Origin of the sequence: Streptomyces sp. NRRL B-24484, from assembly GCF_000717715.1 — a bacterium.
In the GTDB taxonomy this organism is placed as follows: Bacteria; Actinomycetota; Actinomycetes; order Streptomycetales; family Streptomycetaceae; genus Kitasatospora.
In genome coordinates this window covers 38,886-51,879 of sequence record NZ_JOAI01000041.1, presented here as the reverse complement: position 1 = coordinate 51,879, position 12,994 = coordinate 38,886, and the positions used below count along the sequence as shown (strand labels likewise).

The 12,994-nt window shown below is 70.7% G+C and carries 12 protein-coding genes; 8 read left to right on the top strand and 4 right to left on the bottom strand.

Translation table 11 applies throughout. The features are described from left to right. Window positions 1–8: 8 nt before the first annotated feature. Genes IE98_RS49570 through IE98_RS52065 form a run of 6 tightly spaced genes read left to right on the top strand, consistent with a single transcriptional unit; the run spans window position 9 to window position 5,012 of the window. Window positions 9–182 (top strand): hypothetical protein, encoded by a 174-nt coding sequence (locus tag IE98_RS49570; RefSeq protein WP_159401120.1) that lies wholly within the window; start codon window positions 9–11, stop codon window positions 180–182. A 25-nt stretch (window positions 183–207) separates the two neighbouring features. After that, a complete protein-coding gene (locus tag IE98_RS0130385) occupies window positions 208–411 on the top strand; it encodes a hypothetical protein (RefSeq protein WP_030274479.1) in 204 nt (67 codons plus the stop codon). Between the two features lie 17 nt (window positions 412–428). Then, complete coding sequence (locus tag IE98_RS0130380) at window positions 429–890, top strand: TadE family protein (RefSeq protein ID WP_106976749.1); 462 nt, start codon at window positions 429–431, stop codon at window positions 888–890. Beyond that, entirely contained in the window at window positions 887–1,339 is a 453-nt protein-coding gene (locus tag IE98_RS0130375) for a TadE/TadG family type IV pilus assembly protein (RefSeq protein ID WP_052391162.1), read from the top strand. Before IE98_RS0130380 ends, IE98_RS0130375 begins: the two co-directional genes overlap by 4 nt. Beyond that, the gene (locus tag IE98_RS0130370; protein WP_063749032.1) at window positions 1,336–1,776 is read left to right on the top strand and encodes a pilus assembly protein TadG-related protein; all 441 of its coding nucleotides are present in this window, start codon (window positions 1,336–1,338) and stop codon (window positions 1,774–1,776) included. Before IE98_RS0130375 ends, IE98_RS0130370 begins: the two co-directional genes overlap by 4 nt. Window positions 1,777–1,781: 5 nt before the next feature. Then, window positions 1,782–5,012, top strand: a complete 3,231-nt coding sequence (locus IE98_RS52065; RefSeq protein WP_030274469.1) for a LysM peptidoglycan-binding domain-containing protein — start codon at window positions 1,782–1,784, stop codon at window positions 5,010–5,012. Window positions 5,013–5,173: 161 nt separating this feature from the next. Here IE98_RS52065 and IE98_RS45230 read toward each other — a convergent pair whose 3' ends face one another. Further along, the gene (locus tag IE98_RS45230) at window positions 5,174–6,817 is read right to left on the bottom strand and encodes a DUF2637 domain-containing protein (protein WP_052391161.1); all 1,644 of its coding nucleotides are present in this window, start codon (window positions 6,815–6,817) and stop codon (window positions 5,174–5,176) included. 427 nt (window positions 6,818–7,244) lie between these two features. Between IE98_RS45230 and IE98_RS45225 the strand changes: the two genes are divergently transcribed. Both IE98_RS45225 and IE98_RS0130350 read left to right on the top strand, forming a co-directional pair. Next, window positions 7,245–8,387 carry a ParB/RepB/Spo0J family partition protein gene (locus IE98_RS45225; RefSeq protein WP_052391160.1) on the top strand — a complete coding sequence of 381 codons (1,143 nt, stop codon included), beginning with the start codon at window positions 7,245–7,247 and terminating at the stop codon, window positions 8,385–8,387. 18 nt (window positions 8,388–8,405) lie between these two features. After that, window positions 8,406–9,278 carry a ParA family protein gene (locus IE98_RS0130350; RefSeq protein ID WP_030274462.1) on the top strand — a complete coding sequence of 291 codons (873 nt, stop codon included), beginning with the start codon at window positions 8,406–8,408 and terminating at the stop codon, window positions 9,276–9,278. Window positions 9,279–9,458: 180 nt separating this feature from the next. Here IE98_RS0130350 and IE98_RS0130345 read toward each other — a convergent pair whose 3' ends face one another. The 3 genes from IE98_RS0130345 to ligA form a co-directional block, all read right to left on the bottom strand. Beyond that, the gene (locus IE98_RS0130345; protein WP_030274459.1) at window positions 9,459–10,247 is read right to left on the bottom strand and encodes a DUF6292 family protein; all 789 of its coding nucleotides are present in this window, start codon (window positions 10,245–10,247) and stop codon (window positions 9,459–9,461) included. A 168-nt stretch (window positions 10,248–10,415) separates the two neighbouring features. Beyond that, complete coding sequence (locus tag IE98_RS0130340) at window positions 10,416–10,721, bottom strand: hypothetical protein (protein ID WP_030274457.1); 306 nt, start codon at window positions 10,719–10,721, stop codon at window positions 10,416–10,418. 180 nt (window positions 10,722–10,901) lie between these two features. Next, window positions 10,902–12,923, bottom strand: a complete 2,022-nt coding sequence (gene ligA, locus IE98_RS0130335) for an NAD-dependent DNA ligase LigA (RefSeq protein WP_234443736.1) — start codon at window positions 12,921–12,923, stop codon at window positions 10,902–10,904. Between the last annotated feature and the right edge of the window lie 71 nt (window positions 12,924–12,994).

Sequence of the window (12,994 nt, the reverse complement as noted above, 5' to 3'; positions counted from 1 at the left end):
CGTCCCACGTGTCCGATGACCCGCCCGAGGCCGGCCCCAGGCTCCTTGCCCGCCTGCGCACCGGCGACAGCAGCGGTACGACCGTCCAGCTGATCCTCTGGAGCGCCGCCGCTGTGGTCGTCTCGTTCGCTTTCACGACCTGGCCGGGCCTTGGCGCCATCGCCCGGCTGTTCACCAACTGATTCACCGACCAAGGGGGAAAGACCCGTGCTCCACGACCCGCTGCTGACCTACCTGTCCATCCAGCTGCGCGCGCACTCCGCCCGGCTGCAGGCCGCCCACGCCGAGCGTGACCGCGGTGCGCTGTCGATCGAGGGCGCCATCCTGATCGGCATCCTGGTCGCCATGGCCATCGGCCTGGGTGTGTTCCTCAACGGCAAGCTCAACGAGAAGGAAGGCCAGATCAAGTAGCCGACTGACGTCGGTCCTTGTCACCCACCGGTTTCATCCACCACCAGGAGGACGTGTTGCAGCGCCGGCGCCGCCTGCACTCCTGGGCACGCCACCGGGTGAAGCGGTCCGGCTCCGGGGACAGCGGTGCGCTGTCCCTGGAGCTGGCCGTCGTCTTCCCCGTGGTCATGACCCTGATCTTCGGCATCATCACCGTCAGTTTCTGGTACCACGCCCGCAACGTCGCCCTGTCCGCAGCGCAGCGCGGCGTCGACACCGCGCGCGTCCAGGGCGCCACCCTCGACCAGGGCCTCACGGTCACCAACGGCTTCCTCGACCGGGCCGGCGGCGGCATCACCGGCCGCGCCGTGACCGGCAGCGACGGAAACACGGTGCGCATCGACGTCTCCGGACGCGTCGACACGTGGATCCCCGGGCTGAGCTTGGGCATCCACCAGCACGCCAGTGCCTCCCGCGAACGCCCCGCGGAGCTGCCATGAACCGCACCCGCACCCGCACTCGGCCGCGACTGCGCGATCGGGGCAGTCTGAGCCTGGAGGCGGCGATCCTCGCCCCCGTACTACTGACCGCGCTCCTGGTCGCCGTCGCCGCCGGCCGGATCCACATCGCCGAAGGCGCCGTAGACGCCGCCGCCCGCAACGCCGCCCGGGCCGCCTCCCTGGTGCGCGATCCGAACACGGCCCGCTCGGAAGGCAGCCGCATCGCCCAGCAGACCCTCCAGGACCAGGGCCACACCTGCACGTCCCTACAGGTCGACGTCCCCACTGCCGGGTTCTCCGCGCCTCTCGGCACCCCCGCCAGCGTCACCGTCACCGTCACCTGCCAGCTCAACCTCGCCGACCTGACCATCCCCGGATTCCCCGGGACCAAGACCATCACGGCTCACTTCACCTCCCCCATTGACCCTTATCGAGGACGGCAGCAATGACTGGCGCCACGGCCCGGCTGCGGGCCCGGATCACGGCCCGTCTCACGGCCCGCCCCGACGAAGGCGCCATCACGCTGTTCGTCGCGGTGGCGATCGTGTCCGTCTTCGCCGTCATCGCGCTGATCGTGGACGGCGGCGGGAAGCTCCGAGCTCTCAACCACGCCCAGGCCGCAGCCCAGGAAGCTGCCCGCAGCGGCGCCAACAGCGTCAACGTCGGCCGAGCGATCTCCGGGGATGGCATCACCGTCGACCGCGAGGCCGCCCAGCGCGCCGCCTACGCCTACCTCTCCCAGGCCAAGGCCACCGGCACCGTCAGCTGGGCTGGCGACGGCAGCATCGTCGTCGACGTCACCGAGACCTACCACCCGATCTTCTGGCCCGGCACGCCCGCCGTCACCGGCCACGCCAGCGCCACACTCCACGTCCAGGGAGGCTGACCGCCATGCCCCAACGCCCCACCTCCCGCCCCGTGGCGCTCCTGCGCGGCCTCGCCAGTCTCCTTCTCCTCACCGTCCTACTGATCGGCGTCCCGCTACTCCTGCTGCGCACCGGTGTCCTGCCCGACACCCTGCCGACCTGGCAGGACGTCACCGACGCCCTCTCCAGGCCCGACAACGGAAGCCTGTTCCTCGGCGCCCTCACCCTCATCGGCTGGGCGGCCTGGCTGTCCTTCGTCTGCTCGGTCGGTGTGGAAGCTGCTGCCCTGCTGCGCCACCGCAACGCCCCCAGGGTCCGGGCGCTCGGCGCCACCCAGCGCCTGGCCGGGTTCCTGGTCGCCGGCGTGGTCATGCTGCTGCCCACCAGCGCCGCGTTCGCCGCACCAGCCCCGGCCAGCGCGGCCCCCACCGGTGTCACGGCCCTCCAAAAGTCCGGCAGCCTCCCCCAAGCTGCGGCCGCGGCGGACACTGCGGCCGTGCAGGGATGGACCGGGCCGGTGCATCACGTGAAGGCCGGCGACACGCTGTGGGACCTCGCCGAGCACTACCTCGGCTCCGGCACCCGCTGGCACGAGATCGCCGACCTCAACACCGGCGTCCGCCAAGCCGACGGCACCGTCCTGACCGGCAACGTGCTGGAGCTGCAGATCGGCTGGACCCTGCGCCTGCCCACGAGCGCCGCCGCCCCGGCCGTGCCCGCCCAGGGCGGCGGCACCGGCGCCGACCGGGCCCAGCACACCGTGGTCGTGCACGCCGGCGACACCCTCTCGCAGATCGCCCAGGACGAGCTCGGCGACGGCGACCGCTACCCCGAGCTCCTCGACGCCACCCGCGACCTGGTGCAGCCCGACGGCAGCCACCTCACCGACCCCGACGAACTGCTGCCCGGGCAGGTCATCGTCATCCCCGGGGACACCGCCACCCCGGCCGCTCCCACGCCCGCCGAAGCGACTCCGGCGCCGCCCACCAAGACCGCCCCGAGCACCAGCACCCCTGCCCCGGCCACCCCCGGTACGGCCACCCCCAAGCCCGAGAGCACACCCGCTCCCACCGCCACGACGCCGCCGGCCGAAGCCACCCCGGCCCCTGCCACGACACCGTCGGCCGACAGCGCGCCCACCGCCGACACCCCGCCGCCCGCCGCTCCCGACGAGCAGACTGCCCGAGACTCGAGTGCCCTCTCGCAATCGATCCTCGGCGTCGGCGCGCTCCTGGGCGCCGGCTTCCTCGCCGCGCTCACCGCCCTGCGGATCATCCAGCACCGCCGCCGCAAGCCGGGCCAGACCATCGCCGTCCCCGACGAGACCACCCCGATCGAGCGGCTGCTGGACAGCACCTCCTCCCCCGCCTCCGTCGAACTGCTGGACCGCGCCCTGCGCACCCTCGCCCACTGGCACCCCGACCAGCTGCCCGCGCTACGCGGCGCGCAGGTCACCGCCACCGAGGTCCTGCTGCTGCCCGACGTCCCCGCCCCGGCCCTGGCCCCGTTCGGCGACCGCGACGACGGCTGGTGGGGCCTGGCCGCGGACGAGGCCGACCTGCTGGAGCAGGACGCCGCCGCCCAGGTCACCGCTCCCTACCCGGCGCTCGCCACCATCGGTACCGCCGCCGACGGCAGCCACCTGCTGGCCAACCTGCCCCACCACGGCGTACTGCTGCTGTCCGGCACCGCGCAGCAGGTCCGTGAAGTCGCCCGCGGCATCGCCATGGAAGCCGGCACCAGCGCCTGGGCCGACCACGTGGACGTCCTCACGTGCGACTTCGGCCAGGAACTGGCCAGCACCCTCCCGCACTGCCGCGTGCGCTACACCCCCGACCTGGCGGCCGCCGTCGTCGACCTCGCCTCCGTCCTCGCCGAGGTCATCCAGGCCCAGGAGGAGAACACCGAACCGCCGATGCCCTGGCTCCTGGTCTGCGCCGACACCGACGAGCAGGAGCTGTGGCACCTGGCCGACCTGATGGGCAAAAGCCGCGGCCACCAGATCGCCGCCGTCCTCCCGGCCACCGACACCACCCGCACCCTGTTCCCCGACGCCCTCGAACTGGACGCCTCCCGCACCGAACCGCAGCCCTACGCCGCCCTGGAGCGCGACGTCGCCCTGCAGCGCGTCACCGACCAGGCCTACCGGCAGATGACCGCCACCCTCACCATCACCGCCGACCCCGCCCGGCCCGCCCAGGGCGTATGGGCCACCCTGCCCACCCTCGACCCCGCAGGCCTCGGCCTGCGCCCCACCGACGTCGTCGACGAGCAGCCCTCCCCCACCGCCGCCCGCCCCTACCTGTCCCTGATCGCCGCCGAAGCCGCCGCCCCCGCCGACCAGCCCGCCGCCGACGCCCAGCCGAACAAGCGTGACGACGCCGTCCCCGGCACGGAGCCCGCGCCCGCCGAGGAGCTGGAGACCGTCCCGGAGCAGGAGGAACCGGCCGCTGCGGCCACCGCCCCGCTCGCCCCGCCGCCGGTGCCGAAGCTGCCGGACGGCGCCCAGGCGCCGAAGATCCTCGTCCTCGGCCCCGTCCAGGTCGTCCACGCCGGCGAAACCCTGCCGCCCAACCTCGCCCTACTCGCCGCCGCCCTGCGCTTCCGCGGCAACCGCACCAGCGCGGAAATCGCCGAGTACATGGATCCCGACCGGCCCTGGCAGCCCGAGACCGTCGACAGCAACGTCTCCCGGCTGCGCAACCGGCTCGGCTACATCCCCGGCACCTCGCCCTCGACCTTCTACCTGCCGAAGAAGGTCCGCGGCCAGGGCCACTACGTCCTCAGCCCCCTGGTCCGCACCGACTACCAGGACTTCCTCGACCTCGTCGAACACGGCCTCACCAAGGGACCCGAAGGCGTCCTGGACCTGGAGGCCGCACTCGACCTGGTCCGCGGCACCCCCTTCGGCGGCGCAGCCGAGCACAACTGGGCGATGCCCATCGCCCAGGACATCACCGGCCGCATCACCGACACCGCGTACACAGTCGCCCTGTGGCGGATGCGGCCGCCGGTGCAGGACCTGCAGGCCGCCCGCCGGGCCGTCGAGATCGGCATCGGCATCGACAACAGCTGCGAGCGCCTCTACCAGGCCTGGCTCCAGATCGAGCACCAGGCCGGCAACCGCACCCAGATGGCGAAGATCGCCAAGGAGATCTACGCCGCCGCTGCCCGCCTGCGCGTGGACGTCGAACCCGACACCCTCGCCCTCATCGCCCGCCTCTCCCCCGGCGACAGCCTGCGCCCCGCGCAGTAGCGCGCAGCGCAGGAGGAAGCGCAATCACCGAGTTCATTGCGCAGTCCCGGACTGGCCCGGCCACCTGTAGCAGGCGCATGCGCACCGGCCCTCCTGCGCATCCGGACACAGCTCGGCGGGGCATGCGCACCGTGATGCGCATGCCCCGCCGAGGAGCCGGTTCAGCTTGAGGCAGCGGTCAGGTCGAGCAGGTCCGGCTGGTTCACAGTGCCGTGTTCCTCGGTGTGCAGCTCCTGCAGCGTGGGCCAGTAGCGGCGCAGCGAGTCGGGGCTGAGCGGCTTGTCGCCGGACTTGCCAGCCACTCCGAACTGGTCGAAGAGGAGCTGTGCGAGTTCGGGCCGCTGGGGGGTGCGGCGGTGTTCCTGGACGAAGCTGCGCCAGGCTCGGTAGTACAGGTCGACGACGTCGGTGCCGGGCTGCGGGGTGAACGGGGCTCGGGGCAGGCCGGTAGCCAGCTCTTGCATCTGCGCCGCGGCGGGCTGCGGTGCCTGGAGAGGCTCGGCCTCGGTGGCGGCTGTCGTCCGGGACACGGTGTCGGCGGCCGGGAGACGGGGTTCCTGCTTCGGCAGCTGCCGGAGATCGGCAGCGGCGTCGATCCACTGCTCGGCCGGCTCAGCGGGATGGGTGTGCGCGTCCTGGTCAGCGGCGGGCGCGGACACCTGCAAGCCGGTCCGAGCAGCCTGCGCAGGCTGAGGAACCGCTATCGGCATCGGGACAGACTGCTCGGCCACCCGCGCACGCGCACTTGTCCACGCATGCGCATCGCCCTGCGCATCGACATCTGCCGACACCTGCGCATGCGCGCCTCCGTGCGCATGCGCGGCATTCCAGCAGTCCTCATGCGCATGCGCGGGCACCTCGGGCTGCGCATGCGCGGCCTGGTCGGTGGCCGGCTGCGCATGCACACCCTGAACGTGCTGCGCATCGGCGAGGGCCTGGGCAACGGCCTCGCGGACCAGCTCGGCGATGGCGATCTGCTGTCCAGCGTCGGCCTCGACAACCTGGCCGGGTTCGGCGGCGGGCGCAGCTTCGAGGGCAGGCGCGCTGACGTCCGCCGAGCCGGCCACCGCCGGTCGGGCCGGCTGCTCCTGGGTGAAGAACACGCCGTAGCGGTCGGTCGGAAGGCCGGCCGCCTCCAGTCCGGCTTCGTAGGTCAGGTGGAAGGGAACGCCGAGCGCGGCCAGCTCAAGCGGGAGGAGTGCGTCCTTCGGGGCACGGCGGCGCCAGCGCTTGCCGTACTTCCGTCGCATCTGGGCCCGGTAGATGTGGCGCCTCTGTTCGAGCTGGAGCAGTTCGGCCCGGCTGGTGATCCCCCAGAGGTGGCCGCGGCGCCAGAGGCTGAAGGTCCGGAAGAAGGCGAGTCCCCAGCGGGCCTTCCCAAGCCCTTCCATCTCCGCCTCGCCAGCCTTGATGCCCGCGAGGCGGGCGACGGCGTGCCGGCCAGCCTCAACGATGATCACAAACAGCAGCGGGATGACACTGTGCAGGACCAGACTCGTGGCGTCCTCGGCCGCCCGCGCATTGAGGTAGATGGTCGCCGCGGTGAGCAGCCAGGCGCAGCGGCGGAGGGTTGCGTAGGGGATACGGAGCCAGGAGAGGAGAAGGTCGAGAGCGAGGAGGACGACGATGCCAGCGTCCACGCCGATGGGAAGGAACGAGGCGAAGCGGCCGAAGCCGTAGCTGAGGGCGAGGTCGCGCACGGCATGGTACGAGCCGTAGAAGCCGATCGCGGCGATGGCGACTGCGCCGAGCGCGATGACGACGATCAGGGCGTAGTGCGCGCGGGTCAGCGCCGGCCTGGTCACGTGGTGGTCCTCCCCGTCCGGAAACTCCAGATGGCGAGTTTTTCACGTGCGGCTGACGAGCCGCACGGGACATCCCCACTCGCCAGCAGCAGGACAGTCACAGGCCTGTCGCTATGCCACTTTTATGAGGCTTGCAGTCGCAATTCCGGCGAGCCGGACACCTTCGACCACTCACGCAGAGCGCCGGCACATCCAGGATCCGGCTCGCGGCAGGGCCCAAACGCCTTTCATCAGGACACACCCGTCAAAGCGATGTCCCCGCAGCTCCGATCACTGCGCACCCTTCATGCAGATTGCGGCTTTTGTGGCGATGCCGATGTGTCAGCCGACAGTCTTTACGGCGTAAAGACGCGCCCGTTGCCGTTCGCCGTCCCGACCGGGAGATAGTCTCCGGTCGTACCTGCCTCAACAGCTCATCGGAGATGCCGTGTCTGCGACGCCCCCGCCTGGCCTTCAAAGCAACCTCTCGATCGCCGAACGCCGCCGGCTGCGGCAGCTGGAGCAGCAGGGGACGGGACAGCAGGCGGCGGGGCCGAAGCCCACAGCCGAGCTGTCGACGCTGGTGCGCAACCCCGCTAACCCGCGGGCAGAGCTGCCGAACCTTGAGGAGCTCGCCGAAAGCATCCGGCAGGGCGGCGTCGCTCAGGCGTTGACGGTCATCCCGTCTGCGACCTTCGCCGCGGCCTACCCCGAGCATGCCGACATCGTGGCGACTGCCCCCTACGTGGTCATCAACGGCAACCGCCGCCACGCTGCGGCAGAGCTCGCCGGCGCCAGCGATGTTCCGATCTACGTCAACACGACGGCAACATCGCGCCGGGACATCCTCGTCCTGGCAATGGTCGAGAACATCCAGCGGGAGAACCTCAGCCCGCTGGAGGAGTTGGAGACCATCGAAGAGCTGAAGGGGATTCTCGGCACCTACGGCACCGTTGCTGCCGCTCTCGGCAAGTCCGAGGGTTGGGTGTCGCAGCGCCGCCGACTCGGCAACTTGAGCAGCAACGTGCTGGCGGCATTCAAGGCTGGCGAGCTCACCATTGAGGCCGCCCGCGAACTCGGCAAGATCAAGGATCACGCCGAGCAGGAGGCCGAATGGAAGAAGCTCACCGCCCCTGTCGCCGACACAACACCGAAGCCCGTGAAGCGCGAGCGGACGCCTCGAAACAAGCCCACCGTTCCGCACCAGAGCCGACAGCCGGACCTCGACGAGAGGGCCGAGGCACGCAGGATTGCGTGCCAGGCCGCGGTCTCGGCCGTCCCTGCCGAGGACTCGGCGCTCCTGATTGCCGCACTCCGCCACTCGGCAACCGGCGGCGCAGCAGAGGAGCTGGCCAGCCAGTGGCTCTCTGAGGCGGGTGGCGGGAGCGCACCGTTCGACATCGCAGACCTGAGCAACCCGCGCCAGGCGGTTCTCGCCCTGGCCCTTGCTCGGTGCGAGCTTCGGATGGGAGATTCGGCGTCGAGCCCGGCTCTCAACCGTGCCTATGTGCAGTGGCTGGTTGACCACGCGGCCTACGAGGCGACGGCGGCAGAACTTCCCCCGTTGGATGACTCGGCCTTTACGGCGTAAAGACTGGAGATCGGAAACATGAGCACCACCCCTGACGCCTCCCTCCAGATCCCGGAGAACACCGGCCGCGAGACTCGAGTCATCGTGGCGGTCAACGAGAGCGGCGGCTCCGTGAAGACCACCACGGTGAGCGCCCTCGCGGCCATCGCCGCAGAGGCCGGCCTTCAGGTCCTCGCCATCGAGGCCGACAGCCAGCGCGACCTGTCGCACATCCTCGGGTACGACGACCCGGACGCCGACGACAACATCGCCACTCTGTACGACGTGGTGGACGGCCTGGCCGCGCTGGACGAGGCGATCATCCCGGCCCGGCGCGGCGAAGGCGGCCCGGTCATCCCCAACCTCTGGCTGGTGCCCGGCTCCCGGAAGCTGAAGAACCTCGAGGACCTGCTGGCCACCGCCACGCTGCGCGAGATGTGGCTGAACCGGCTCATGCCATCCGTGGTGGGCCGCTTCGATGTGATCTTCATCGACTGCCCCGGTGACCTCAAGCTGACCACCAAGGGCGCCCTGGTCTCCAGCAAGGAGGTCGAGGTGATGGCCTGCGTGAAGAGCCAGCTGAAGGAAGCCCGGGCTCTGACGGAGCTCGAAGCCACCCTGGACGACATCAACGGCGCCTTCGCCCCCTTCGGCGTGAAGCTCGAGGTCGACTGGGTGGTGATAGGAGAGTCCGTGAGCGACAAGAGCCAGGGCAAGGTCTACGAGGACGCCGAGGCTCAGCTCCGCGAGGCCTACGGCAACCTGGTCCTCACCCCGTCGGTTCGCCGGAGCACCAAGGTGCCGGAGGCCTACTCAGCTCAGGTCGCCCTTCCCATCTACGCTCCGCGGAGCGAGCCGGCCGTGCAGTACCGGGGCGTCGCCGAGGGTATGGGTCTGACTCAGGCCAGCTGACGCCTTTACGGCGTAAAGAGCCTCCGGCCGCAGCAAACTTGCACGACAACAGCAGTGGGTGGCCACCCAACACGGGTGGCCACCCACTGCTGTTGTCGCGACCTGCTGCCAGTCAACGTGGCGGCCGACCAGGCGTGCCGGACTGGTATGCAGAAAAGGGCGCGGTACCGGAGCTGGCCGTCAGTCGCTGACCTCGGTAGCGGTCTCGTAGGCGGATGCGTACTTGTCTGCGAGTGCGAGGAGTTCTCCGACTGCCGCGTCGCGGGCACCCGCGTACCGGTTGCCCAGATCCTCGGCGAGGGCATTGACCAGCGCGTGAAGATCCGTATGGCCGCTGTATGCGGTCTGGAGGAGGCGGACGACGGTTCGGAGCTCCCCGGCGCGGAGCGGGATGAGCCTGGTGTCGTTGTCGGCGCGGAGGTCGGCGACGGCCAGCCGTCGTTGTTGGGCGGCCTGAAACAGGAAGAACAGGCCCGCGACTTCACTGTCCTGCGGGCAGGCGAGGTCACGTTCCATGCGCGCCCGCAGCTCGTCCTCAAAGCCACCGAGCCGGTCGGCCAGGTCGGCCTCGCCGGCAGGGTAGTAGGGACGTTCGGAGCTACCGACCGAGTCGGGGGAGAGTTGGGCGGATGTCAGGAACGCCTGTACGCGGGCGGGTGGAGGGGTTAGTCCTGCACCCATCCATCGGAAGATGTCCTCGTCCGGACGCTCGATGTACAGATGCCACCCGCTCTCGCTGTCCCACTGGAGCATCGCTCCGATGGTGTCGTCACCGAACGCCCGTGTGGAGTACAGGGCGGGGAACTCGATGTCGATCAGGGCGGAGCCTGCGCCATTCTCAGGCTGCGGGTGGGTTCCGAAGTCGAACCCGTCCACCAGGACGTCCGCGTCCATCAGCTCGGCAACGACGAGCGTCCCGTAGATCTCGGCCTTCTGCAGAAGCAGGCTGAGCTGTTCGACGTCGGTCATGTGTGTGAGTCCTCCCCTTCGAAGCGGCATCGGCCTGTCGGCCGAGGTAGAGCCCGTCCGCACCGGAGGTCGGACGAGCTCTCCCACGGTCATCAAGTCTCGGGGCCCAGGTCGTCGGCTGGGGCGAAATCCCAAAGTCGGTTCGGCTTGGGCCGCCTACCCCAGGGGCTATGCCTTGGCGATGGCGTGAAACTCCAGATACCTGTCCGCGAGCAACCGGACCACGGTCTCCAAGTCCTCCCCTTCCTGCTCGCACCACTGGCGCAGCGCCGTCATGCAGACGACCCGCCAGTCAGGCCGCTTCTTCGAGTCAGTGCGCATCTGTGCGCGGATCTCCTGTTCGGCAGCGTAGAGGTGGTCACGCGGGACGATTTCGCGTTCCCGCAGGAGGTCCTCGGCGTAGGCGTACGGGTAGCGGAAGGCGTCGAAGGCGGGACCAGACATGCCCTCGACCAGTGCGGTGATGGATCCCATGGCCGCACTCTGTCCCAGCGAGGTCGGGGCGGGGACGCTCTGTCTGGAGGCAGCGCGCAGATGATCGTCTTAGAGCGGTTCATGCCCGATTGTGGGCACTGGACCGGAGAGCGCAGCGGCCGGAGTCACCCAAATTTGGGTGACTCCGGCCGCTGCGCTCTCCGGTCCAGTGCTGGTGCGTCAGGTGCCGGGCAGGTAGTCGGCGATGAGCTGGGCGAAGTTTTCCGGGGTGAGGATGTCGATGCCGAGCTCTTCGGCTTTGGTGCGCTTGGAGCCGGCCTTCTCGCCTGCGACGAGCAGGGTGGTGCGCTTGGAGACCGAGGAGGAGGCCTTGCCGCCGGCGCGCTCGATCAGCTCGTTCATCTGGTTGCGGCTAAGGTCGGCGAGCGGTCCGGTCATGCTGCCGGTGACGACGACGGCCTGTCCGTCGAGGGGGCCGGTCTGCTCTCCGACGTCGGCAACCGCGGACCTGGCCGGGGTGGTCTCCTCGGTGCCGACGCCGTACGCGGCGAGCTTGTCGAGAACCGGCGCGAGCTCGGCGAGCTCGGTGACGATGACCTGGGCCTTCTCGGTGCCGATGCCGTCGACCTCGGCGAAGGCCTCCGCGTCCGCGGCGCGAATGGCGGCCATGGAGCCGAAGTGGGCGGCGATCCGGCGGGACATGGTCCGGCCGGTGCCGCGGACGCCGAGCGCGCAGAACACCCGGTTGAGCGGCTGGGTGCGGGCGGTCTCGATCGCGGCGATGAGCTTGTCGGTGCTGGTCTCCCCCATGCGGTCGAGGGCCAGGAGCTGGTTGCGGGTGAGCGCGAAGAGGTCGGCGACGTCGGCGACCAGGCCGGCTTCGACGAGCTGGACGGCGCGGGTGCCGCCAAGACCTTCGATGTCGAGCTGGTCGCGGCCGACGGCGTAGCGGATGGAGGCAACGGCCTCGCAGCCGCGGCCGCGGACGCACCGCCAGCGCTGCTGGGAGGTGTCGATGGCGTCGCCGCAGCGTGGGCAGACCTCGGGGAAGACGATCGGCAGCTCGTCACCGGTGCGCTCGTCGACGAGGGGTGCCTCCACGCGGGGGATGACGTCGCCGGCCCGGTAGACGAAGACCTGGTCATTGAGCATGAGGCCGCGGCGGGTGATGTCGGCCGGGTTGTGGAGGGTGGCGTAGGTGACGGTGACGCCGTCGATGACGACCGGCTCCAGGACGGCGCGCGGGGCGATGACGCCGGTGCGGCCGACGTTCCACTCGACGCCGAGGAGGCGGGTGACCTTGTGGACGGCGGCGAGCTTGCGGGCGATGGCCCAGCGCGGTGCGCGCGAGCCGGAGCCGGCCTGCTCCTGGTCCGCGGCCGAGTCCGCCTTGATGACGACGCCGTCGATGCCGAACGGCAGGGCGGCGCGCAGCGCGGCGATCTCCTCGACGCGCTGCTGCACCTCGTCGATGGTCGCGCAGCGCAGCGGGTGGGCTGCGGTGGTGGCGGCGGTGTTGGCGCCGAGCTGGGCGAGGCGCTCTAGGAGGGCGGTGTGGCCGAGGTCGGTGAGGTGGCTGACGGCGCCGTAGGCGAAGAAGGTGAGCTCGATCCGGTACGGGCGGTCCTTGGCGCGCAGGGTGCCGGCGGCGCCGCTGCGCGGGTGGGCGAAGGGCACGGCGCCGTGGGCGAGGCGAATCTCGTTGGCCCGGTCGAACTGCTCCTGGGTGAGGAGGACCTCGCCGCGCAGCTCGATGTCGATCGGCTCGGCAAGCTGCTGGGGCAGGCCGAGGACGGCGTCGGTGGCGTGAGTGATGTCTTCGCCGGCGAGGCCGTCGCCGCGGGTGATCAGCTGGGCAAGCTGGCCGGCCTGGTAGCGGGCGGCAACCGCGAGCCCGTCGAGCTTCGGCTCGACGCACCAGCCGTCCACCTGGCGGCCGAGGCGGCGCTCCAGCCCGGCGGCCCAGTCGGCGAGCTCCCCGGCGGAGAAGACGTTGTCCAGGGAGAGCATCGGCACACTGTGCGGAACATCGCCCACCACGGCGCCGCCAGCGACCTTCCCGGTGGGGGAGTCCGGCAGCACCTGATCGGGATGCGCCTGCTCCCAGGCCTCGATCTCGCGCACCAGCGCGTCGTACTCGTCATCGCCCAGCGGCGTGGAGCCGTCGGTGTAGTACGCGGCGGCGGCCTGCACCGCGGCGGCGACGGCGTCGGCGTAGGAAGTGGGGGAGTCGAGTGCCATGCGCACCATCATGTCGGCCGACACCGACAGCTGCGCACATGCTCCGGGGTGTCAGCACGCGAGGCGAGGGG